The sequence below is a fragment of the Streptomyces sp. NPDC002032 genome (assembly GCF_042890765.1).
Lineage (GTDB): Bacteria > Actinomycetota > Actinomycetes > Streptomycetales > Streptomycetaceae > Streptomyces.
On record NZ_JBIASM010000009.1, the window covers coordinates 112,440 to 132,417 of the forward strand.

Consider the following 19,978-nt stretch of genomic DNA (forward strand, 5'->3'; position numbering starts at 1 on the left):
TCACTCACCGCGCGGCCGGCCGTCGCGCTCAGCCGTCGGCGAGCTGGATGCTGCGGTCGAGCCCGGCCGTGCGGATCGTCCGGGAGACGGGCTCGATGGCTCCGACCACCTTGATGGTGACCCCGGAGGCCACCTTCTGCTGGGCGAAGACCAGCGAGCGGAGCCCGGCGCTGGCCATGTAGCCGACGCCGGCCATCCGGATCTCGACGGTGGTGGTGCCGTGCCCGGCGGCCTTCTCGATGGTGCGGTGGAAGTCCGGCGCGGTCTTGGCGTCCAGCTCGCCCGTGAGTTCGATCACGGTGGTGTCGCCCTCGATGCTCAGGGACACGGAAAGCGGCATGTCAGGGTCTCCTTCGGTCGGGGCGTCTCAGTCGCCTCGGGGGTCGGGGTCGTTCGCGCGGCCCACCAGGATCACCACCGACCGCGGGCCGATCAGGTACTTCCCGGCGTTGTCCAGCTCCTGTTCCGTCCCCGGGGTGCGGATGTCGTGCGGCGCCTCCGCGCCGGTGTCCGCGAACAGGTGCCAGCTGCGGCCGCCGGGCAGCGCGGGGAGTTCGAGGTCGTGCGCCTCCCAGTGGGAGTTCATGGCCACGTAGACCACGTCCTCGTCACCGGCCCCGCAGCGGGCCACCGCCAGCAGCCGGCTCTCCTGCGACCAGTCGGGCTGCCAGGCCCGCTCCCCGTGCCAGCTGATGTCCGGCAGGCCCAGGCTGTCGCGCAGCCGGCCGGTGGGGTGGCTGGTGGAGCGCAGCTCGCGGTGGTGCCGCCGGAAGGCGATCATCTGCCGGGTGAAGCGCAGCAGTTCGGCGTTGTCGTCGACCTGGTCCCAGTCGAACCAGGACAGTTCGTTGTCCTGGCAGTACGTGTTGTTGTTGCCCTGCTGGGTCCGCGCGACCTCGTCCCCGGACAGCAGCATCGGAATGCCCTGGCTGGTGAAGAGGATCGCGAGGGCGTTCTTCATCTGCCGCAGCCGCAGCGCGTTGACCCCGGCGTCCTCGGTCGGCCCCTCGGCGCCGCAGTTCCAGCTGGCGTTGTCGTTGCCGCCGTCGTTGTTGCCCTCGCCGTTGGCCTCGTTGTGCTTGTCGTTGTAGGAGACCAGGTCGGCCAAGGTGAAGCCGTCGTGCGCCGTCAGGAAGTTGACGGAGGCCGATGTCCCCCGGGTGGAGTAGAGGTCCGGCGAGCCGGCGATCCGGGTGGCGAGCTCCCCGGTGACCCCGGGGTCACCCTTCAGGAAGCTGCGCACCGTGTCGCGGTACTTGCCGTTCCACTCCGCCCAGCGGCCGTAGGCCGGGAAGTTGCCGACCTCGTAGAGGCCGCCCGCGTCCCAGGCCTCGGCGATGAGCTTGGTGTGCCGCAGGACCGGGTCGAAGGCGAGCAGTTCCAGCAGCGGCGGGTTGGGCAGCGGGGTGCCGTCCGCGGACCGGCCGAGGATGGCCGCGAGGTCGAAGCGGAAGCCGTCGACGTGGTAGTCGGCGACCCAGTGGCGCAGGCAGTCGAGCACGTAGTTGCGCACGACGGGGTGGTTGCAGTTGACCGTGTTGCCCGTGCCGCTGAAGTTGAAGTAGTACCCCTCCGGCGTGAGCATGTAGTACGTGGCGTTGTCGAGGCCCTTGAAGGAGATGGTCGGGCCCAGCTCGTTGCCCTCGGCGGTGTGGTTGAAGACGACGTCGAGGATGACCTCGATGCCGGCCGCGTGCAGGTCCTTGATCAGGGTGCGGAACTCGTCGCCCTGCATCCCGTAGCGTCCGGTGGCCGCGTAGCCGGCCTTGGGCGCGAAGAACGAGACGGTGTTGTAGCCCCAGTAGTCGAAGAGCCGCTCCCCCGTCTCCGGGTTGCTGCGCGGGTTGTCGCTCTCGTCGAACTCGAACACCGGCAGCAGCTCGATGCAGTTGATCCCGAGTTCCTTCAGGTACGGGATCTTCTCCCGCAGCCCCGCGAAGGTGCCGGGGGCGGTGACCCCCGAGGAGGGGTGGCGGGTGAAGCCGCGGACATGGGCCTCGTAGACGACGAGGTCCTCGGCGGGGATCCGCAGCGGGGTGTCGTCGCCCCAGTCGAAGTCCTGGAGGCAGACCCGCGAGCGGTACTGGTAGCCGCGGCTGCGGTCCGGCTCCACGCCCCACACGTCGCGGCCGGCGATCAGCCGCGCGTACGGGTCGGAGAGCACCTGGCGGGCGTCGAAACGGTGCCCGGAGGCCGGGTCGAAGGGGCCGTCGGCCCGGTACCCGTACTCGATGTTCTCGTGGTCGAGGCCGAAGACCGTCATGGCGAAGACGCTGCCGGTGCGGAACTCCTCGGGGAACTCCAGCTCGGCCATCGGCTCGGGCTCGCCGCGCTTGAAGATGACCAGGGTCATGGAGGTGGCCTGGTCGGAGAAGACGGAGAAGCTGACCCCGCCGGGGACCACGTTGGCCCCGAACGGGAACGGCTTGCCGGCCCGGACGCGGTACCCGCCCACCTCGTGGGTCGGGTACGCGTCCACCCGCAGCACCTGCTCGGAGGTGGTCTCGCTCATCGCGCGGCCCTGGCCTTGGCCTTGGCCGCGGCGGCCTCGGCCTCGCCGGTCTGGAAGAAGTCGAGGAAGCCGGTGGCCGACATGACGAACCGGACTTCCTCGCTCACCCCGTACAGGGTGACCGCGACACCGGCGTGCTGTGCCTCGCGGTAGACGACGAGCAGGGTGCGCAGGCCCGCGCTGGACACGTAGGTGACGGCGGTGAGGTCGATGCGCAGCGGCCGGCCCTCGCGGACCAGCGGCAGGAGTGCCTGGAGCAGGGCACCGGAGGTCTCGCTGTTGATCTCGCCGGTGGCGACGAGCACGGTGCCCGACTTGTTCCGGCGTTCCTTCACGGTCAGAGTCATTGCTTTCCCCTCTAGTTGGGGCGCCCCCCGTTGAGCGCTACTTCTGGGTCACCGGCCGGAGCCGGACCTTGACCTTGACCCGGCCCTGGACGTCGGGGAGGTGCACGGTCAGCTCGTCGGCGTCGAACTCCTCGTACGGCTTCTCGTCGATCTCCACGGACGCGATCCGCACTGAGCCCGGGGGCAGCAGGTCGGGCGAGACCCGCAGGATGCGGTCGGGCAGGCCGGCCGGGTCGGGCTGGAAGTGGAAGTCCATCTCCCGGCCGTTGACGAGCAGGTTGTTGTAGACGGCGGCCAGGTAGCAGAGCTCCGCCGAGTGGTACATGGACATCGAGTGGCTGCCCTTGAGCCGCTCCGTGCCGAGCAGGTACGGCGTACCGCTGGCGAGCACGTTGAAGTAGACGGCTCCCTCGTCGTGGTCGAGGAAGAAGGTGTTGTAGAAGGACTGCGCCTGCCGGGCCTCGCGCAGGTTCGCCTCGCCACCGACCGTGCCGCCCAGGATGAGGTAGGCGAGGATCGCCTGCTCCTGCTGCCACCAGGCCTTGCGGTCGTGCCAGGCGAATCGGTACGCCTCCTCGTCCCCGTGCTTCACCCGCTCCACCACGTCGTACCAGCCGCCGCGCTGGAGGTCGCTGCCGACGGCCGGCATGATCTCGCCGATCTTGCGGGCGAGCTCCTCGTAGACGGGCTTGGCCTTCAGCGAGTTCATTCGCATCAGGTTCCAGGCGATCTTGAGGTTGTGCCCGACGACCGCGCGGTTCTGCTGCCAGCTGTGCGCGGTGTCGTGCGACCAGTCGCGGAAGAAGCGCTCCTGGACGAACGGGCTGTTCTTGTAGTCCGGGAACTTGTCCGCGATGGTGTCGAAGGTGTACTCCAGGAAGTCGGCGTACTTCTGCTCGCCGGTCGCCAGGTACAGGTTGATCAGGTACGCGGGCGCGTGGTCGCCGACCGAGTTCCAGTTCTTGCGCTCGGCGTTCTCGCCCAGCGACTCGTGGTCGGGGCTGAAGAGGATCGGGTCGATGTGCGAGTAGTAGCCGCCCTGCTCCTCGTCCTTGAAGAACTTGTCGAACAGCCGGATGGTGGCGTCCGCGTCGTTCTTGATCCGGACGTCACCGGTGACCCGGTAGGTCTGGATGGGGCCGGCCAGCGCGTAGATCTGCTCGTACATCGGGATCGCGTCGTAGTCGTCGGAGAACTCCGAGGTGAACAGCTTGCGCTCGCTGTCCCCGTCGACGCTGATGCCGTGGTACCAGAAGACCACGTCCTCCTCACTGTCCACGACCCGCATGTGCTTGCGCAGGTACTCGGTGCCCCGTTCGGCGACCTCCAGGTACTCGTCCTTGCCGGTCAGCAGGTAGGCCGAGGCCATGCCGTAGACCAGGCGGGAGATCGTGTCGGTCTCCTGGACGTGGCTGGCGGTCTTGTCGCCGCCGAGGCGGACCTCGGTGCGGTACTCGGTGAAGTCCACCGGCCCGTCGCCGAACTGCGCCCGCCGGTAGAAGTCCGCCAGCGACTCGATCTGCTTGACCCACCAGCTGGTCTCCTCGAACCGGTAGTCCTCCGCGCCGCGGCCCAGGAACACCAGGCGCTTGGCGTCGAACCGGCCGCCGTGCTCCGGGTAGTGCACCCCGTAGAGGTAGAGGAAGCGGCCCGGGGAGAGCATCTCGTCGATGTGCCCGGAGGCGTCGACGTACGGCTCGTCCAGGTTGCGCACCAGCTCGGCACTCGGGTCCCCGGCGAGCGAGACCTCGAACTCGCGGTCGTCCGCGGTCTTCAGCCGCAGCAGCCGCGAGGCGGAATCGAAGCGGACGACGTAGCCCGCGATCGTGTCGGAGAAGGAGAAGCCCAACGAGCCCGCCATGTCATGCACCGTCCTTGTCGTGTGAGCGGTCGTCCTCGAATCCCTGGCTGACCTCGACGATCACCCCGTCGGGATCGCGGACCCAGACGGTCCGCCAGCCGCAGATGAAGTCGTCGAAGTCCAGCGGCCCCAGGGTCACTTCGGCGGCGTCGCCCAGCTCCGCGAGGAACGCGTCGACGCTGTCGGTCTGGAACGCCAGGTGCCGTACGCGGCCCGGCGCCGGCGGCCCGTCGTCCTGGCCCGCGCGGGCCGGGCCGACCTCCGCCGCGAAGAGCTCCAGGTACGCGTCCCCCTTGCGCAGGAACACGATCCGGCTCTCCCCGAGGTCGACCACCCGGGCCCGGGCGAAGCCGAAGTGGCGGGTGTAGAACTCCTCGGTGGTCTTCTGGTCGGCGCAGTTCAGGCCCACGTGCGACCAGACCATCGGGCCCGGCATCAGCCGGCCCGCCGGCCCCGCCCGGCGGCGATCAGTTCGATGATCCGGCGGGCGAAGAGGTGGTGGTGGGCGCCGGTGCGGCCGGTGACCAGGTCCCCGTCCACCACCACGTCCTCGTCGACGTACTCGGCGCCCATGTTGCGGACGTCGCCGATGAGGTTGTTGTGGCAGACCACCTTGCGGCCCCGCACCTTCCCCGGGATCGAGGAGGCCAGCCACATGCCGTGGCAGATGATCCCCTTGAGGACGGTCGGCTCCTCGAAGGCCCGGCGCAGCAGCTCCGTCGCCGGGGCCAGTACGTCCACGTCCTCCGTGTAGCGCAGCCGGTCGGCCACCATGCCCGAGGGCACGATGAGGGCGGAGTAGCGGCGCAGTTCCTCGTCGCCGAGCCCCTCCAGGGACCGGTCGGCGGTGAAGGGCGCCCGGTACTCGTGTCCGGTGAAGGTGATGGAGTCGTTGCCCCACAGCCGGGTCAGGAAGTCGACCTCGGCGCCCTCCTCCGCGAACCGGCGCTGGTAGTAGAAGATCTCCGGCTCGTAGAAGTCGCTCTCGACCAGGACCGCGATCCGGGTCCCGGTGAGCGCGCCGTCGCGCAGGACCGCGTCAGGCACGGGAAGCCCCCCTGTTCCGGCCGGCGATGAAGTCCGCGGCACGCTCGGCGATCATCGCGATGGCGGTGTGGCAGTTGCCCGACGGGACGGCGGGCATCACGCTGGCGTCGACGACGCGCAGGTTCCGTACGCCGTGCACCCGCAGCTCGGGGTCGACCACCGCGAGGTCGTCGATGCCCATGCGGCAGGAGCCGGCCTGGTGGTGGTAGCTCTCGGCCTTCTGGCGGACCCAGGTCCGCAGCTCCGCGTCGCTCGCCGTGCCCGGCCCCGGCGTGAGCTCCTGCTTGTACCAGGGCGAGAAGGCGGAGGTGGCGAAGAGCTCCCGGGCGGTCTTGACGCCCTGCACCATCCGTTCGAGGTCCCACCGGTCACCCAGGTAGTTCGGGTGGATCAGCGGGTGGGCCAGCGGATCGGCGCTCGCCAGCCGGATCCAGCCGCGCGAGACCGGACGCACGACCCCAGGCAGGATGGAGACGGTGTTCGGGTGGTCCTGGCCGACGATCACGTCGAACGGGACGTGGACGAAGGCGATCTGCAGGTCGGGGGCCGGCAGCCCGGGCCGCGAGGACAGGAACAGAGCGCTCTCGGAGAGGTTCTGCGCCGGCGGCGGCAGTTCCTGGGTGACCTCCGCCATCAGCCCGGCCAGGACGTGGTTGTGGAAGTTCTCCCCGACCCCGGGCAGGGCCGCGGTGAGCTCGATGCCGTGTTCGCGCAGCTGCTCGGGCCGCCCGAGCCCGGAGAGCAGCAGCAGCTTCGGCGACTCGATCGCCCCCGCCGCCACGATCACCTCGCGCCGGGCCCGTACGGTGTGCGTCCCGGGGGCCGCGTCCCGGCTGTGCCCGTCGCGCACGGTCCGGCCCGCGAAGGTCTGCGGCGGCCGCTGCTGCACGTACTCGACGCCGGTGCAGGCGTCGCCGTCGAACAGCAGCCGGGTGCTCTGGGCTCCGGTGCGCAGGGTCAGGTTGGACCGGCCCAGCGCGGGCTCCAGGTAGGCGGCCAGGACGCCCTGGCGGCGGCCGTCGGCGACGTCGATGTGGTGCCAGCCGGTGCCGAAGAGCCCCCGCCGGGGGCCGTCGGTGTTGAAGTCGGCGATCTCCTGGTGGCCCAGTTCGACGGCCGCGTCGATGAAGGCGCGGGAGACGGGATTGGGGTGGTGCCGGCCCGCGTGGGTGATCCGCTGCGGGCCCTCGGTGCCGGTGGTGGGCGCGGTGGCGTCCTCCTGGCCCTCCAGCAGGGCGAAGTACGGGAGCACGTCCTCGTACGCCCAGCCCGCCGCGCCCTGGTACGCCCAGTTGTCGAAGTCCGAGGCGTGGCCCCGGACGTGCATCATGATGTAGAGGTTGCTGCTGCCGCCCGGGGCCTTGCCGCGCGGTTCGTACGTGCGCCGCCCGCCCAGCCCCGGCTGCGGGACGCTGGTGTAGCCCCAGTCCACGGGGCCGCCCAGCAGCTTGTACCAGGAGGACGGGTCGTCCACCTCGGGCGGGACGCGGGAGCCGCCCGCCTCCAGGACGAGGACCGAGACGTCCGGGTCCTCGGAGAGCCGGCCGGCCAGGACGCTGCCGGCGGTGCCGGAACCGACGATCACGTAGTCGTACTGCTCTGTGGCCACGATGCCCCTCCTCCCCTCAGCCCTGGCCGAGCACCTGGAAGGGGACGGTGTCGTGGTAGTTCGCCATGTAGGCGATGCGTCCGTCCACGATCCGGAAGAAGTTCATGACCTCGGCCTCGATGGCCTCACCGGAGGGGCTGACGGCGGTGATGTGGGAGACGGCCGCGGCCTTCTCCCCGTCGACGAGGAAGTGCACGGGCTCGTTGCGGAAGGCCCGGTACATGGACCCCATGCCCTTCATCATCGAGCGCAGGGTCTCCAGGCCCTCGACGTGTCCGGCCAGCTGCTCGTCCATGACCTGGTCCTCGGCGAACAGGTCGCACCAGCGGTCCCAGTCCCCGGCGTTGGCGTACTCGTAATACTTCCGAAGGACCTCGATGAGGCTCTCTCGGGCGTCGTCCGTCGCGCTCACTGCAGTCATCCCCCTATCGGTCCCTGCGGGTTCCGTCCGGCGCGAAGGGCGCCCAGAACTGGCTGAAGGCGGAGGCCGTGTCCCCGAAGAGCCCGTCGCGGCCCTCGACGATCCGGCCGTCCCGCCAGCGCATGAAGTGGAAGACCGGGTAGTCCATCCGCTCGTACGGGGTGCTGCCCGCCGGGTCGGCGCCCTCGCGCCGGGCGACGTTGCGGCACACGTCGGCGCTGCAGTCCTCGCCGACCAGGACCGCCTCCAGGTCCATCCGGAAGGTGCCGCCCGTGAGCTTGTGGGTCAGGCCCATCAGCTCCAGGAAGGCGTCCAGGCTCTCGTACCAGCCGGCGAGCGGGTGGTTGCCCGGGACCAGCCAGCGCAGGTCCTCGGCGTAGTACTCCAGGATCCGCGCCCGGTCGCCGGAGCCGAGGGCCCGGTAGGCCGCCTCGACCCGTTCGCGCGTCACTTCGGTCATGGTCGCCGCCTTCTCAGAGGGCGCCGGAACCGGGCATCGGCGCCAGCTCGTTGACGGTGTACTGCTGGATCAGCGGCCCGTCCGGGCCGGCCACCACGGTCCAGGTCTGGTCGGCGTCGAAGCCGAGCCACTGGCTGCGCGCGGCCGGCGGGTCCCAGATCTTGGCCTGCCAGTTCACGAGGACCCGCACGATCGCCCGGTCGCCCTCGATGACGGGCTCCACCTTGGTGACGGTGTGGACCTCGTCGAAGAACCGGCCGGTCACGGCGGCGTACCAGCGGCCGAAGCCCTGGTGGCCGAGGAAGGTGTCCTCGGGGACCTTGAACTCCAGGTCCTCGGTGATGAAGGCGAGCACCCGGTCCAGCGGGAGGTGCCGGTCCAGGGCCACGTACCAGTTCTCGGTGAAGGTGCGGATCGCGTCCTCGGTCAGCCGCTCGGCGGGCATGCGGTCTCCTCCTGTCCGTCGGTGTGTGAGCGCTGCTCAGATCTGGATGTCGACGAGGTAGGGGCCCGGGTGCGCGAGCATCCGCGCCACGGCCGCCACCGCCTCGTCGGGCTTTTCCACCCGGGTGCCGTCGGCGCCCAGCGCCCTGGCCAGGCCGGCGAAGTCGATCTCGGGGCTGCCGAGGTCGAAGGAGCCCGGGAAGGGGTGGGCGGCGATGTCCCGCTCGCGCCAGTACTGGGCGATGTTGTCGTCGAGGAGCCGGTACTTGCGGTTGTTGCAGACCACGAACTTGGCGTCGATCCCGTGCCGGACCGCCGTCCACAGCGCCTGGTAGGTGTACATCGACCCGCCGTCGCCCGCGAAGCCGACGACGAGCCGCTCCGGGTGGGCGAGCTTCGCGCCGACCGCCCCCGGGAAGCCGACGCCCAGCGAGCCGCCCCGGGTGAGGTGGTAGTCGCCGGGCCGCTCCGGCGGCAGGTACCGGGTCACCAGCGGCGAGGTGGTCAGCGCCTCGTCGAAGACGATCAGGTCCCGGCCGGTGCGCTCGGCCAGCGTCCGCAGGAAGACGGCCATCGGCGTGCCGTCGTCGTCCGCCGCCGCGGCGGCGTCCTCGCGGGCCCGCTCCCGGGTCCGTACGTCGAGCCGCGCCGCGGCCGCCGCCCGGCGCCGCGGGGTCAGCCGCTGTTCCAGTACGCCGGCCAGCGCGCGCAGCGCGTGGCGCGGATCGGCGGCCAGCCCCAGGTCCACGGGGTGGTTCTTGGCGATCTCGTAGGCGTTGAGGTCGATGTGCACGACCTTCGCGCCCGGCCGGAAGGGGTTCTCCAGCTCGGGGAACACCTCCGGGAAGACGTAGGTGCCCACGATCAGCACCCCGTCCGCGGCGGCGACCAGCTCCCTGCTGTGCGGGCCGAACATGTGGCCCGTCTGGCCGCGCCGCAGGGGGTGCGAGGCGGCGATGTTCACTTCGGAGGAGTCGACCTCGTACACGTCGGCGCCCAGCAGCTCGGCGACGGCCACGAGCTCGGCCTGCGCCCCGGAGAGCGCCACCCCGTCCCCGACGAGGACGACCGGCCGCTGCGCGCCGGCCAGCAGCTCGGCGGCCCGGCCCACCGAGGCGGGCGAGGGGGCGACGTCCGTCAGCGGCACCGTGGCGGGCAGCACGGGCTCGGAGTTGAGCTCGTCGAGCACGTCCATGGGCAGCGCCACGAAGACGGGGCCGCGCGGCGGGGTGAGGGCGATCTTCACGGCCCGCCGGACGGTGCGGAGCACGGAACGCGGGTCGGTGACCCGGGTCGCGTACTTGGTGACGGGCCTGGCCATGGCCACCAGGTCGCAGGCCATCTGGGCGTCCATGGCGTCGTAGCGGACACCGGCGTCACCGGCGACCACGACGAGCGGGGTGTGGCCGCGCAGCGACTGGTACAGCATGCCGATGCCGTTGCCCAGGCCCACGCCGGAGTGCAGCTGGAGCAGGGCGGCGCCGCCGGTGGCGCGGGCGTAGCCGTCGGCGATGCCCGCGGCCACCGTCTCCTGGAGCGCGAGGACGTAGTGGAAGTCCGCCGCCGCGTCCACCGCGTCGAGGAATCCCTGTTCCACCGTTCCGGGATTTCCGAACATCACCGTCAGGCCGTCGGCCTTGAACTGCTCGATGAGCCTTTCCCGGCCGGGAGTGGCTTCCGCGTTCACGGTATTCCCCCTCTTCTCCCGCGGATCGCGGAATTACCAGCCGTAGCGGGTGAGTCCGTCTTCCAGGACTTCCACGATCTTCTGCCCCGTGAGATAGGAATCGGGGGTCGAGCGTCCGGTGACGAAGGGGAAGTCGACGATGACGGAGACCGGCTTCCCGAAATTTCCGTGATAGGCGCCGCGCGGGCCGGTCGCATCGCGCAGGATGTATTCCAGCGGGTACGGGGGCGGGCCCATGTTGAAGTCGGTACCGAGGAATCCGGTGCCGTCCTTGTAGTCGTACTCCTTGCAGTGGCCGGTGACGTGCTTGCCCCACAGGATGCTCCTGCGGTCGTCCCAGTCCCGGGCGAAGGCCAGGCAGGCGACCCCGTAGCATTCGGCGGCCACCACCTTTCCGGCCTTCCGGAAGGCCAGGATCAGGGCGTGCACGCGCTCGTTGTTGGCGAGGTCGGCGATCGGGCCGCTGCCGCCGACGATGAGGATCGCGTCGTAGTCCGCGATGTCGGCGTCCAGCTTGTCCAGGTCGCGGTGGTACTGCTCCAGCTTGCGCAGGTAGCCCTCGTCGCTCGTGTACGGGCGCTCGGGCACCCAGGCCTCGATGTCGAGCGGCGAGTCGAGCCGGCTCGACTGCTCGAACTCGCGGCCCAGCCGGGCGTTCTCCTCGGTGGTCACCGAGCGGCCCAGCGGGGGGTCGACGTAGTGCGCGTCGAGGCTCGGCGGAAGTGCGTGCGCACGCTTTCCGGTCGGCGTGGCGAATACGACCTCATATCCCCGCTCGTCGAACTTCGATACGGGACCGATCAGTTCCTCGGCCCAGTAACCGTGTTCGGAGACAATGACCAGAATCTTTCTGCTCACAGATTCCTCCTGGCGCCGCCTGTTGTCCTTGGCGTCCCCCACACTGCGTGCGGCGCGGGCCTGCGTCAAAGGGCGTGAATGCGACTTCGTGAGGTAGCGGGCAAGGTCGCCGGGGCACCTCACCTAGTCGTCCCGCGAGGTCATGAAGTACTCGCCGGACTTCCTGACTTCGGCCGGATCGATGAACCTTCCCCCGGCCCCCGACTTATGGTCTGGACGCGCCGGGCACCACGGGCGGGCCGGGGAGCACGAGTGCGCGAGGAGAGGGACGGGGACGATGACGATGGACCTGTTGTGCACACACGTCGACCGGATACGTCCGGTGAAGGCCACCACCGAGGGCTGCGAGGAGTGCCTCTTGTCCGGTGACGGCTGGGTGCACCTGAGGATGTGCCTGAGCTGCGGGCACGTCGGCTGCTGCGACTCGTCGAAGAACCGTCACGCCACACGGCACTACCGCACCACCGAGCACCCGATCGCGGCCTCGCACGAGCCCGGCGAGGACTGGGCCTGGTGCTACGCCGACCAGCTGATGCTGGATCCGGCGTGAACGCCCGCAAGGGCGCCGGCGCGCCCACCACCACCGCCGCCGCGGCCTCCGCCCCGGGCGCCACCGCCGCCGCCGAACGCGCGGAGAGCCGCAAGCCCGTGATCCTGGCGGTGGACGACGACCCACAGGTGCTGCGCGCCGTCCGCCGTGATCTGCGCAGCGCCTACGGGGACCGCTACCGGGTGCTCGGCGCCTCCTCGGCCGCCGACGCGCTGAAGATCCTGGACTCCCTCGACGAGCGCGGCCACGACCCCGCCCTGTTCCTGGTCGACCAGCGGATGCCCGACGTCACGGGCGTCGAGTTCCTCCTGGAAGCCGTCAGCCGCTTCCCGGACGCCCGCCGGGTCCTGCTCACGGCCTACGCGGAGACGGACGCGGCCATCACCGCCATCAACCGGGTCCGGCTGGACTACTACCTGCTCAAGCCCTGGGACCCGCCCCACGAGCGGCTCTTCCCGGTCCTGGACGACCTGCTGTCCGACTGGCTGGCCACCTACCGGCCCGCCTACGACGGGATCATCGTCGCCGGTCATCTGGTCTCCCCCGGCACCCACGCCGTGCGGGACTTCTTCACCCGCAACGGCCAGCCGTTCCGCTTCCTGAACGTCGAGCGGGACCCGGAGGCGCTGACCGTGATCGCCGCCGCGCAGGCCGACGCGGCGCTCCCGCTGGTGCGCTTCCCCGACGGCTCGGTGCTCTCCGCCCCGTCCGACACCGAACTCGCCCGGCGGCTGGGCCTGGCCACCACCGCCTCGCGCCCGCACTACGAGTGCGTCATCGTCGGCGCCGGTCCGGCCGGGCTCGCGGCCGGGGTGTACGCGGCCTCCGAGGGCCTGACCACGCTGATGCTGGACTCCCGGGCCCCGGGCGGCCAGGCCGGCACCTCCAGCCTGATCGAGAACTACCTGGGCTTCCCCTCGGGCCTCTCCGGCGGCGACCTCACCCGCCGGGCCACCATCCAGGCCTCCCGGTTCGGCGCCGAGATCCTGCACCCGGTCGAGGTGCTCTCCCTGACCCGCGACGATCCGGCGAAGATCCTGACCCTGGCCGACGGTACGGAGATCAGCGCCGAGACGGTGCTCCTGGCGACCGGGGTCTCGTACAACCGGCTCCAGGCCCCCGGCGCGGACCGCTTCGAGGGCGCGGGCCTGTACTACGGCGCGGCCACCACGGAGAGCTCGGCCTGCATCTCGCAGCACGTGTTCATCGTCGGCGGGGCCAACTCGGCCGGCCAGGCGGCGGTGCACTTCGCGAAGTACGCGGCCCGGGTGACGGTCCTGGTGCGGGCGGCCTCCCTGGACGCGAGCATGTCCCGCTACCTGATCGACGAGATCGAGCGCACGCCGAACATCGAGGTCCGGGTCCGCACCACCGTGGTCGCGCTCGACGGTGACGAGCACCTGGAGCGGATCACCCTGCACGACGCGGACACCGGCGAGGACACCGAGACCCCGGCCCGTTTCATGTTCACCTTCATCGGCGCCCGTCCGCACACGGACTGGCTGGCCTCCGTGGTCGAGCGGGACGAGTACGGCTTCGTCCTCACCGGCTCCGACCTGATCTCCAACGGCGGCGAACTCCCGGCCGAGTGGAGCCTGGAGCGGGCCCCCTACCCGCTGGAGACCAGCGTCCCCGGGGTCTTCGCGGCGGGCGACGTACGGGCCCACTCGGTCAAGCGGGTCGCCTCGGGCGTCGGCGAGGGCGCGATGGCGGTGTCGCTGATCCACCGCTACCGCTCGATGGGCTGAGAGCGAACGCGCGGGCCCTTGCGCTCATGGGGAGAGTGGATGCAACGTTGATTACATGATTACAGCCGAACAGAGCGAGAAGCTCCGCACGTGGTTCGCCGAGCGCCTGCCGGTGGACGTCTACGAGTCCCTCGTCTCGGTCACCGTCGACCGGGAGGAGATCACCGTCGTCGGCACCGTCCCGGCGTCCGAGTCCGTCAAGGAGTTCCGCGAGCGCACCCGCGAGCAGCGCGTCGAGGTCGCCCGCGAGGCGGAGGAGCTCTACCGCCGCAAGGTCGCCTGGGGCGTCCGGTCGGGTACCGAGACCACCCTCTTCACCCACCTCGCCGTCCCCGTCATGACCCGGCTGCGCCAGTCGGAGCGCCAGGTGCTCGACACCCTGGTCGCCGCCGGCGTGGCGCGCAGCCGGGCCGACGCCCTCGCCTGGTGCGTGCGCCTCGTCGGGGAGAACACCGACGCCTGGCTCGGCGAGCTGCGCGACTCCCTCGACAAGGTGCGGCAGGTGCGCGCCCAGGGCCCCGACATCCAGAAGTCGCAGTCCGAGTAAGGGAAAGCGTCACCGGGCACGCATGATCCCGGAAGGGTAGCCGGGACCACCTGATCCCAGGGAGAGGCACGCACACCATGACCACGACCGTCGAGTACATCCGCTACCGGATCGCCTCGCAGGACCAGCAGGCGTTCGAGGAGGCGTACGCGAGGGCCGCCGAGGCCCTGGCCGCCTCGCCCGAGTGCATCGACTACGAGCTGGCCCGCTGCGAGGAGGAGAAGGAGCGCTACATCCTCCGCATCCGCTGGACCTCGATCGACGCGCACCTGAACGGCTTCCGCAAGGGTGAGCACTTCCCGGCGTTCTTCAGCGCGATCCGCCCGTACGTGACGGCCATCGAGGAGATGCAGCACTACCTCGTGACCGGTGTGGCGGGTCCGGGAAAGGCCGCCGGTCAGTCATGAGCACGACGCCCACGATCTACGAGTGGATGGGCGGTGCGGAGGCCCTGCGGCGCCTCACCGACGTCTTCTACGGGTACGCCCTGCGCGACGAGATCCTGGCCCCGGTCTTCGCCGGCATGGACGCGGAGCACCCCCAGCACGTCGCGGTCTGGCTGTCGGAGGTCTTCGGCGGCCCGGCCGAGTACACGGCGCACCACGGCGGCCACCAGCACATGGCCACCAAGCACCTGGGGCGCGGCATCACCGAGGAGCAGCGCCGCCGCTGGGTGGACCTGCTGCTGGACACGGCCGACGAGGTCGGTCTCCCGACGGACCCCGAGTTCCGGGCGGTGTTCGTCTACTACATCGAGTGGGGCACCCGGATGGCCCTGATCTACTCCGGACCCAACCCGCCCCCGGTGGACGCGGCGAAGATCCCGGTCTGGTCCTGGGGCCAGACCCCTCCGTGGGTCCCGAAGACCACGGCACCGGCACCCGAGTAACGGGCGGTGGGGGCGGCGGCAGCCGTCCCCATCCGGCGCTCCGGGCCCGCCGGGCGCTCCGGTCCCATCAGCCCCGCCAGGCCCATCAGCCCCGCCGGTCCCGCCGGTCCCGTCGGCTGGACGGTCAGCCCCGCCGGCGCTCGCGGCCCGCGGCGGCGGCCGCCGGGCCGGGCCCGGCCAGCAGGACGGTCAGCGGCGGGGCGTCCCGCTGCCCGCGCCAGAAGTCCACCGCCTCCTCCAGGATCTCCCGCAGCGTCTCCCAGTCCCCGGCCCGCTCGGCGGCGTACCCCCGCCAGGAGGTCACGGCCAGCAGCCGGGCCGGCGCCCGCGGCAGCCACGACAGGTCGGTCAGCGCGTCCGCGAGGGCGTCCCAGTTCGCGCCGAACCACTCCGGCGCCCCCAGCGCCTCCGCGCAGCGCCGCATCAGCGCGGCCTTGCTCCGTACGCCGTCCAGGTCCAGCCGCAGGACGGTCCAGCCCGCCTCCTCGGCGGCGGCCAGCGCGGGCGCGAGGGACTGCGGGTCCAGGCTCATCGGAGAACCGCCTTGAAGGTCTGGTAGTGGTCGTCCGTGTAGTAGAACTCCCCGCCCCCGCCCGTCACGATCCGCCGGGCCCCGCGGTCGCGCTCCCCGGGCGTGCGCACCGTGAACTCGTGGTAATAGCCGCGCTTCTGCTTCGGCAGGACCTTCTCGAAGTTCCCGAAGACGGTCCCGTCCTGCCGGTACGCGTACGGCCCGCCCTTGTCGATCAGGGCCAGCACCTCGCGCGCCTGCTGCGGCAGCGCGTCGGCCCGTACGGTGGCCATCCCCGCGGCCCAGCCGGGGGCATCACGAACACCGGCACTGGCGCCGGTGGCGGCGCTGGAGCTGGCGGCAGGCGGTGCCGGGGCGGATTTCCCGCCGCAGCCCGCCGCGCCGGCCAGCGCGGCGCACAGGAACAGCGCACCCAGCACGCGCAGCAACGACCGGGGCACGTTCCGAAAGATCATGCGCCGATCGTGCCAAATATCCGATTCGCTCGCGAATCGTCCGACGGCTTCGGGACCCGGCGGCCCCGGAGACCCGGAGATCTCAGAGCGCGGACATCTTGGTGTACGGACTCAGGATTCGTTTCTGGACCGACCCGAAGTCGACCAGGACGGCGATCCCCTCCTCGATACCGACGACACGGCCGAGGCCGTGCTCGTCGTGACTCACCCGGTCGCCGACGCTGAACTGCCGGAGCGGCGGTTCCACGGGGGCCTTGAACGGGCTGGACGGCAAATGGCGGCGAGGTACTGCGGACTTAGTCATTGAAGCCAGTATGCGCCCCCGGAGCCGCCTCGCGGTCCGCTGTTCGGGTCTCGATTCCGGCACCTTCCGGATCACCGGCTCGGTGCGGCGGCCCCGTCAGTCGTCAGGGTCCGCCCGGTCGAGCGCCGGACGCAGCCCCGGAGCGGACTCCGTCAGGAGGTAGTCCGCCACCGCCGTGTCGGTGACGAGGCTGGTCACCAGCCCGGAGCGGAGCACCGCGCCGATGGCGGAGGCCTTGCGCAGCCCGCCCGCGATGGCCACCACCTCGGGGATCCGGCGCAGCCGGTCCGCCTCGACCGTGATGCAGCGCTCCCCGAGGTCCCGTCCGACCCTGCGGCCGTCCGCGTCGAAGAGGTGCGCGGACATCTCGGCGGCCACGCCGAGGGAGGCGTAGTGCGCCCGCTCCTCGTCGGTCAGCATGTCGTGGACGGTGGAGATGCCGGGCTCCCAGGAGCCGATCGAGACGGCGGCGACCGTCACCTTGTCGAAGTACTCGAAGGCCCGCGCGATGCCCGTCTGGCCGCGCAGCGCGGCCGCGGTCGCCGGATCCGGGAGCAGCATCGGCGCGTAGATGGGGTGGGCGTCGCCGCCCGACACCTGCGCGGCCCTGCGGACGGCCTCCACGGAGCCGCGCTCGGCCGTCCCGGCGTCGTACACGCCGGTGAGCTGGACGACCGTGCAGGGCGGCAGCCGGTGCAGCGAGGCGGCCATGTGGATGGTCGAGCGCCCCCAGGCCAGGCCGAGGACGTCGCCCTCGTTGACGAGCTCGCCCAGCAGGTCGGCGGCGACCGCGCCGAGGTTCTCGGGGTCCGGGGCGTCCTCGGTCGCGTCGGCGGGCGATTCCACCACGACGGCGTGCCGCAGCCCGTACCGGGCGCGGAGGGCGTCGGAACGCTCCGCGTCCAGTTCGGCCGGCACCCGGATCTCGATGCGTACGAGGTCGCGTTCGAGGGCGGTCTCCAGGACCCGGGCCACCTTGAAGCGGCTCACGCCGAACTCCTCGGCGATCTGGATCTTGGACTTGCCCTCCAGGTAGAAGCGCCGGGCCATGGCCGCCGCCTGTACCAGCTCCGCGGGTCCCATCCGCAGGGCTGACCGTCCCGCCGACATTGCAGACACCGCGTTCTCCTCACTGCTGTTCACACTGTCGTGTTCACACTCTCGACTCGCCGTTCATCCTGTCAGATCCGACGGCCGTTGATCAGCCTGGACGGCTTCCGTTCACCGAGCCGTCCACCAACGCCGGCTCAGTGGTCGCAAGCCCACGGCGCGGCGGCGATGGCCGCGCCCGCCTGCTCGCGCAGGGTGCGTACCGCGGCGGCCGGATCCACCGCCCCGTAGACCGCGCTGCCGGCCACGAACACGTCGGCGCCGGCCTCCGCGACCCGCTCGATCGTCGAGGCCGAGACCCCGCCGTCGACCTGGAGCCACAGGTCGAGCCCGTGCTTCGCGATGAGCTCCCGGGTCCGGCGGACCTTGGGCAGCATGATGTCGAGGAAGGACTGGCCGCCGAAGCCGGGCTCGACGGTCATGATCAGCACCATGTCGAGCTCGGGGAGGATGTCCTCGTACTGCTCGATGGGCGTGCCGGGCTTGAGCGCCATCGCCGCCCGGGCGCCCTGGGCCCTGATCTCCCGCGCCAGGCGGACGGGGGCCGCGGCGGCCTCCGCGTGGAAGGTGACGGAACCGGCCCCGGCCTCCACGTACTGCGGCGCCCAGCGGTCCGGGTCCTCGATCATCAGGTGCAGGTCCAGCGGGATGTCCGTGGCGCGGCTCAGCGACTCCACGATCGGGACGCCGAGGGTCAGGTTCGGGACGAAATGGTTGTCCATGACGTCGACGTGCAGCCAGTCGGCCCCCTCGACGGCCCGCGCCTCCTCGGCGAGGCGGGCGAAGTCGGCGGACAGGATGCTGGGATTGATCTGAACGGCCATGCCCCAAGCGTGCCATGCCCTCGGCCACTTCCGGCCATGCCCCCGGAACTCGGGGTTCTCGTAGCGTCACTTAATGGATCCGGCGGCAGATTTCACGTGTCCTTCAGGTACGGGTACCGGACGGTACCCGCGGAGGGACGGGCCCGCACCGCCCTGCCGGACCGCACCGGGGGCGCCGCGCTCCGGCGCGGCCGCCCCGGCGCGGCCGCCCCGGCGCGGCCGCCCCGGCGCGGGGCGCTACGCGGTGCGGCGCAGCAGGGCCAGGTACATCGCGTCCGTGCCGTGCAGGTGCGGCCAGAGCTGGACGTCGGGGCCCTCGCCCAGGGCCGGGACGCCCTGCATGTACGGCCGGGCGTCGATCAGTTCCGCCGACACCGCCTGGGCGCCGGCGCCCCGCCCCTTGAGGACGTCCTCCACCACGACCCGGGTCTCCGCCAGGTGCGGGGAGCAGGTCGCGTAGCCCACGACCCCGCCGACCCGTACGGCCTCCAGGGCCTGGCGCAGCAGCCCGCGCTGGAGCGGCGCGAAGCTCTCCAGGTCCTCGGGACGCCGCCGCCAGCGGGCCTCGGGGCGGCGCCGCAGCGCGCCCAGGCCGGAGCAGGGGACGTCGACCAGGACCCGGTCGAAGGAGCCCGGCAGCCACGGCGGCCGGGTGCCGTCGGCCGCGATGACCTGGTACGGGCCCGGGTTGCCCGCCAGCGCGCGCTCCACCAGCCGCGCCCGGTGCGGCTGCTTCTCGGAGGCCAGCAGGAAGGCCCCGCGCCGGGCGGCCAGCGCGCCCAGCAGCGCCGCCTTGCCGCCCGGGCCCGCGCAGCCGTCCAGCCAGCGGGCGTCGCGGCCCTCGACGGGCGCCGCCGCGAGGGCCATCGCCACCAGCTGGCTGCCCTCGTCCTGGACGCCGGCCCGGCCCTCGCGGACCGCCTCCAGCGCGCCCGGCTCGCCGCCCTCGGCCATCCGGACCGCGTACGGGGACCAGCGGCCCGGCAGCGCCGAGTCCTCGCCGACCGCTTCCAGCAGCTCCTCGGGCGTGGACCGCCCCGGGCGCGCGACCAGCGTCACCTCGGGCCGTTCGTTGTCGGCCTCCAGCAGGTCCTCGATCCCGGCGCGGCCGCCGCCCAGCGCGTCCCACAGGGCGCTGACGACCCAGCGGGGGTGCGAGTGGTAGACCGCGAGGTGTTCCTCGGCGTCGTCCTCGTAGGGCGGCGCGACCCGCTCCAGCCAGCCGTCGAGATCGTGCGCGGCGATCTTGCGCAGGACGGCGTTGACGAACTTCGCGCGCCCGTCGCCGAGCACCACCCGGGCCAGCTCCACGCTGGCCGAGACCGCGGCGTGGGTGGGGATGCGGGTGCCGAGGAGCTGGTGGGCGCCGAGCGCGAGCACGTCCAGGACCGGCGGGTCGACCTCGCGCAGCGGCCGGTCGATGCAGGCCTTGATCACCGCGTCGTAGGTGCCCTGGCGGCGCAGGGTGCCGTACACGAGCTCGGTGGCCAGGGCCGCGTCGCGCGCCTGGAAGTTCTCGTCCTGGCGGGCCTTCTTCAGCAGCGGCGGCAGGACGAGGTTGGCGTAGGCGTCGCGCTCGTCCACCGCCCGCAGCACCTCGAAGGCCAGCATGCGGACGGGGTCCTTCTTCGGCCGCCGGTGCGGCCTGGCGGGCTTGCCGCCCTGCTTGCCGGACGGCTTGCCGGCGCCCGCGGGGGCGGTGGCGGGACGACGGGCGGGCTGTTCGCTCACGTGAAAGGTGCTCCGGGGTTACGAGGTGCTGCGGGGGTCGCG

At 71.6% G+C, this 19,978-nt stretch carries 23 protein-coding genes; 5 read left to right on the forward strand and 18 right to left on the reverse strand.

What is annotated here, in order from left to right:
* Window positions 1-28: 28 nt before the first annotated feature.
* From ACFYYT_RS21765 to ACFYYT_RS21820, 12 genes are read right to left on the reverse strand one after another with little or no spacing between them, the layout of a single operon-like run.
* Complete coding sequence (locus ACFYYT_RS21765; RefSeq protein ID WP_351827139.1) at window positions 29-340, reverse strand: STAS domain-containing protein; 312 nt, start codon at window positions 338-340, stop codon at window positions 29-31.
* A gap of 27 nt (window positions 341-367) precedes the next feature.
* Window positions 368-2,512 (reverse strand): glycogen debranching protein GlgX, encoded by a 2,145-nt coding sequence (glgX, locus tag ACFYYT_RS21770; RefSeq protein ID WP_351827142.1) that lies wholly within the window; start codon window positions 2,510-2,512, stop codon window positions 368-370.
* Window positions 2,509-2,859 (reverse strand): STAS domain-containing protein, encoded by a 351-nt coding sequence (locus tag ACFYYT_RS21775; RefSeq protein WP_351827143.1) that lies wholly within the window; start codon window positions 2,857-2,859, stop codon window positions 2,509-2,511. The genes glgX and ACFYYT_RS21775 overlap by 4 nt, the downstream gene beginning before the upstream one ends.
* Before the next feature lie 37 nt (window positions 2,860-2,896).
* On the reverse strand, window positions 2,897-4,720 hold the full coding sequence (locus ACFYYT_RS21780; protein WP_351827146.1) for an AGE family epimerase/isomerase: 1,824 nt from the start codon (window positions 4,718-4,720) through the stop codon (window positions 2,897-2,899).
* A gap of 1 nt (window position 4,721) precedes the next feature.
* Entirely contained in the window at window positions 4,722-5,144 is a 423-nt protein-coding gene (locus ACFYYT_RS21785) for a VOC family protein (RefSeq protein ID WP_351827148.1), read from the reverse strand.
* 11 nt (window positions 5,145-5,155) lie between these two features.
* Complete coding sequence (locus ACFYYT_RS21790) at window positions 5,156-5,767, reverse strand: DJ-1/PfpI family protein (RefSeq protein ID WP_351827151.1); 612 nt, start codon at window positions 5,765-5,767, stop codon at window positions 5,156-5,158.
* Window positions 5,760-7,376, reverse strand: a complete 1,617-nt coding sequence (locus ACFYYT_RS21795; protein WP_351827153.1) for a GMC oxidoreductase — start codon at window positions 7,374-7,376, stop codon at window positions 5,760-5,762. Before ACFYYT_RS21795 ends, ACFYYT_RS21790 begins: the two co-directional genes overlap by 8 nt.
* 16 nt (window positions 7,377-7,392) lie before the next feature.
* A complete protein-coding gene (locus tag ACFYYT_RS21800) occupies window positions 7,393-7,797 on the reverse strand; it encodes a nuclear transport factor 2 family protein (protein ID WP_351827156.1) in 405 nt (134 codons plus the stop codon).
* Window positions 7,798-7,801: 4 nt separating this feature from the next.
* Window positions 7,802-8,257, reverse strand: coding sequence for a nuclear transport factor 2 family protein (locus ACFYYT_RS21805; RefSeq protein ID WP_351827159.1), 456 nt, complete (start codon window positions 8,255-8,257; stop codon window positions 7,802-7,804).
* A 13-nt stretch (window positions 8,258-8,270) separates the two neighbouring features.
* On the reverse strand, window positions 8,271-8,702 hold the full coding sequence (locus ACFYYT_RS21810) for a nuclear transport factor 2 family protein (protein WP_351827162.1): 432 nt from the start codon (window positions 8,700-8,702) through the stop codon (window positions 8,271-8,273).
* A gap of 36 nt (window positions 8,703-8,738) precedes the next feature.
* Window positions 8,739-10,388, reverse strand: coding sequence for a thiamine pyrophosphate-binding protein (locus ACFYYT_RS21815; RefSeq protein ID WP_351827165.1), 1,650 nt, complete (start codon window positions 10,386-10,388; stop codon window positions 8,739-8,741).
* Window positions 10,389-10,421: 33 nt separating this feature from the next.
* Window positions 10,422-11,246, reverse strand: coding sequence for a type 1 glutamine amidotransferase domain-containing protein (locus ACFYYT_RS21820; RefSeq protein WP_351827167.1), 825 nt, complete (start codon window positions 11,244-11,246; stop codon window positions 10,422-10,424).
* A 277-nt stretch (window positions 11,247-11,523) separates the two neighbouring features.
* Here ACFYYT_RS21820 and ACFYYT_RS21825 point away from each other — a divergent pair, with 277 nt between their 5' ends.
* The 5 genes from ACFYYT_RS21825 to ACFYYT_RS21845 all read left to right on the forward strand — a co-directional run bounded on the left by ACFYYT_RS21825 (window position 11,524) and on the right by ACFYYT_RS21845 (window position 14,980).
* Window positions 11,524-11,796, forward strand: a complete 273-nt coding sequence (locus ACFYYT_RS21825) for a UBP-type zinc finger domain-containing protein (protein ID WP_388608943.1) — start codon at window positions 11,524-11,526, stop codon at window positions 11,794-11,796.
* Between the two features lie 98 nt (window positions 11,797-11,894).
* Complete coding sequence (locus tag ACFYYT_RS21830; protein ID WP_351827186.1) at window positions 11,895-13,544, forward strand: FAD-dependent oxidoreductase; 1,650 nt, start codon at window positions 11,895-11,897, stop codon at window positions 13,542-13,544.
* Window positions 13,545-13,599: 55 nt separating this feature from the next.
* Window positions 13,600-14,091: a hypothetical protein gene (locus ACFYYT_RS21835; RefSeq protein ID WP_351827170.1), complete on the forward strand. Its 492-nt coding sequence runs from the start codon at window positions 13,600-13,602 to the stop codon at window positions 14,089-14,091.
* 77 nt (window positions 14,092-14,168) lie between these two features.
* Complete coding sequence (locus ACFYYT_RS21840; RefSeq protein ID WP_351827171.1) at window positions 14,169-14,498, forward strand: antibiotic biosynthesis monooxygenase; 330 nt, start codon at window positions 14,169-14,171, stop codon at window positions 14,496-14,498.
* Window positions 14,495-14,980 carry a group II truncated hemoglobin gene (locus ACFYYT_RS21845; protein WP_351827174.1) on the forward strand — a complete coding sequence of 162 codons (486 nt, stop codon included), beginning with the start codon at window positions 14,495-14,497 and terminating at the stop codon, window positions 14,978-14,980. The genes ACFYYT_RS21840 and ACFYYT_RS21845 overlap by 4 nt, the downstream gene beginning before the upstream one ends.
* A gap of 124 nt (window positions 14,981-15,104) precedes the next feature.
* On the opposite strand, the gene ACFYYT_RS21850 is transcribed toward ACFYYT_RS21845, so the two are convergent.
* The 6 genes from ACFYYT_RS21850 to ACFYYT_RS21875 all read right to left on the reverse strand — a co-directional run bounded on the left by ACFYYT_RS21850 (window position 15,105) and on the right by ACFYYT_RS21875 (window position 19,936).
* Window positions 15,105-15,512 (reverse strand): barstar family protein, encoded by a 408-nt coding sequence (locus ACFYYT_RS21850; RefSeq protein WP_351827176.1) that lies wholly within the window; start codon window positions 15,510-15,512, stop codon window positions 15,105-15,107.
* Window positions 15,509-15,967, reverse strand: a complete 459-nt coding sequence (locus ACFYYT_RS21855; RefSeq protein ID WP_351827178.1) for a ribonuclease domain-containing protein — start codon at window positions 15,965-15,967, stop codon at window positions 15,509-15,511. The genes ACFYYT_RS21850 and ACFYYT_RS21855 overlap by 4 nt, the downstream gene beginning before the upstream one ends.
* A gap of 82 nt (window positions 15,968-16,049) precedes the next feature.
* Entirely contained in the window at window positions 16,050-16,271 is a 222-nt protein-coding gene (locus ACFYYT_RS21860) for a CarD family transcriptional regulator (RefSeq protein WP_030157491.1), read from the reverse strand.
* A gap of 96 nt (window positions 16,272-16,367) precedes the next feature.
* Window positions 16,368-17,381 (reverse strand): sugar-binding transcriptional regulator, encoded by a 1,014-nt coding sequence (locus ACFYYT_RS21865; protein ID WP_281205210.1) that lies wholly within the window; start codon window positions 17,379-17,381, stop codon window positions 16,368-16,370.
* Window positions 17,382-17,518: 137 nt separating this feature from the next.
* Window positions 17,519-18,205 (reverse strand): ribulose-phosphate 3-epimerase, encoded by a 687-nt coding sequence (gene rpe, locus ACFYYT_RS21870; RefSeq protein WP_351827181.1) that lies wholly within the window; start codon window positions 18,203-18,205, stop codon window positions 17,519-17,521.
* Window positions 18,206-18,442: 237 nt separating this feature from the next.
* Complete coding sequence (locus ACFYYT_RS21875; RefSeq protein WP_388608950.1) at window positions 18,443-19,936, reverse strand: RsmB/NOP family class I SAM-dependent RNA methyltransferase; 1,494 nt, start codon at window positions 19,934-19,936, stop codon at window positions 18,443-18,445.
* Between the last annotated feature and the right edge of the window lie 42 nt (window positions 19,937-19,978).

What these genes read in the sequence shown, in the direction of transcription:
- ACFYYT_RS21765 (WP_351827139.1), bottom strand. Translation starts at nt 340, where the DNA reads ATGCCGCTTTCCGTGTCCCTGAGCATCGAGGGCGACACCACCGTGATC.
- glgX (WP_351827142.1), bottom strand. Translation starts at nt 2,512, where the DNA reads ATGAGCGAGACCACCTCCGAGCAGGTGCTGCGGGTGGACGCGTACCCG.
- ACFYYT_RS21775 (WP_351827143.1), bottom strand. Translation starts at nt 2,859, where the DNA reads ATGACTCTGACCGTGAAGGAACGCCGGAACAAGTCGGGCACCGTGCTC.
- ACFYYT_RS21780 (WP_351827146.1), bottom strand. Translation starts at nt 4,720, where the DNA reads ATGGCGGGCTCGTTGGGCTTCTCCTTCTCCGACACGATCGCGGGCTAC.
- ACFYYT_RS21785 (WP_351827148.1), bottom strand. Translation starts at nt 5,144, where the DNA reads ATGGTCTGGTCGCACGTGGGCCTGAACTGCGCCGACCAGAAGACCACC.
- ACFYYT_RS21800 (WP_351827156.1), bottom strand. Translation starts at nt 7,797, where the DNA reads ATGACTGCAGTGAGCGCGACGGACGACGCCCGAGAGAGCCTCATCGAG.
- ACFYYT_RS21805 (WP_351827159.1), bottom strand. Translation starts at nt 8,257, where the DNA reads ATGACCGAAGTGACGCGCGAACGGGTCGAGGCGGCCTACCGGGCCCTC.
- ACFYYT_RS21810 (WP_351827162.1), bottom strand. Translation starts at nt 8,702, where the DNA reads ATGCCCGCCGAGCGGCTGACCGAGGACGCGATCCGCACCTTCACCGAG.
- ACFYYT_RS21825 (WP_388608943.1), top strand. Translation starts at nt 11,524, where the DNA reads ATGACGATGGACCTGTTGTGCACACACGTCGACCGGATACGTCCGGTG.
- ACFYYT_RS21835 (WP_351827170.1), top strand. Translation starts at nt 13,600, where the DNA reads ATGATTACAGCCGAACAGAGCGAGAAGCTCCGCACGTGGTTCGCCGAG.
- ACFYYT_RS21840 (WP_351827171.1), top strand. Translation starts at nt 14,169, where the DNA reads ATGACCACGACCGTCGAGTACATCCGCTACCGGATCGCCTCGCAGGAC.
- ACFYYT_RS21845 (WP_351827174.1), top strand. Translation starts at nt 14,495, where the DNA reads ATGAGCACGACGCCCACGATCTACGAGTGGATGGGCGGTGCGGAGGCC.
- ACFYYT_RS21850 (WP_351827176.1), bottom strand. Translation starts at nt 15,512, where the DNA reads ATGAGCCTGGACCCGCAGTCCCTCGCGCCCGCGCTGGCCGCCGCCGAG.
- ACFYYT_RS21855 (WP_351827178.1), bottom strand. Translation starts at nt 15,967, where the DNA reads ATGATCTTTCGGAACGTGCCCCGGTCGTTGCTGCGCGTGCTGGGTGCG.
- ACFYYT_RS21860 (WP_030157491.1), bottom strand. Translation starts at nt 16,271, where the DNA reads ATGACTAAGTCCGCAGTACCTCGCCGCCATTTGCCGTCCAGCCCGTTC.
- ACFYYT_RS21865 (WP_281205210.1), bottom strand. Translation starts at nt 17,381, where the DNA reads ATGTCGGCGGGACGGTCAGCCCTGCGGATGGGACCCGCGGAGCTGGTA.
- rpe (WP_351827181.1), bottom strand. Translation starts at nt 18,205, where the DNA reads ATGGCCGTTCAGATCAATCCCAGCATCCTGTCCGCCGACTTCGCCCGC.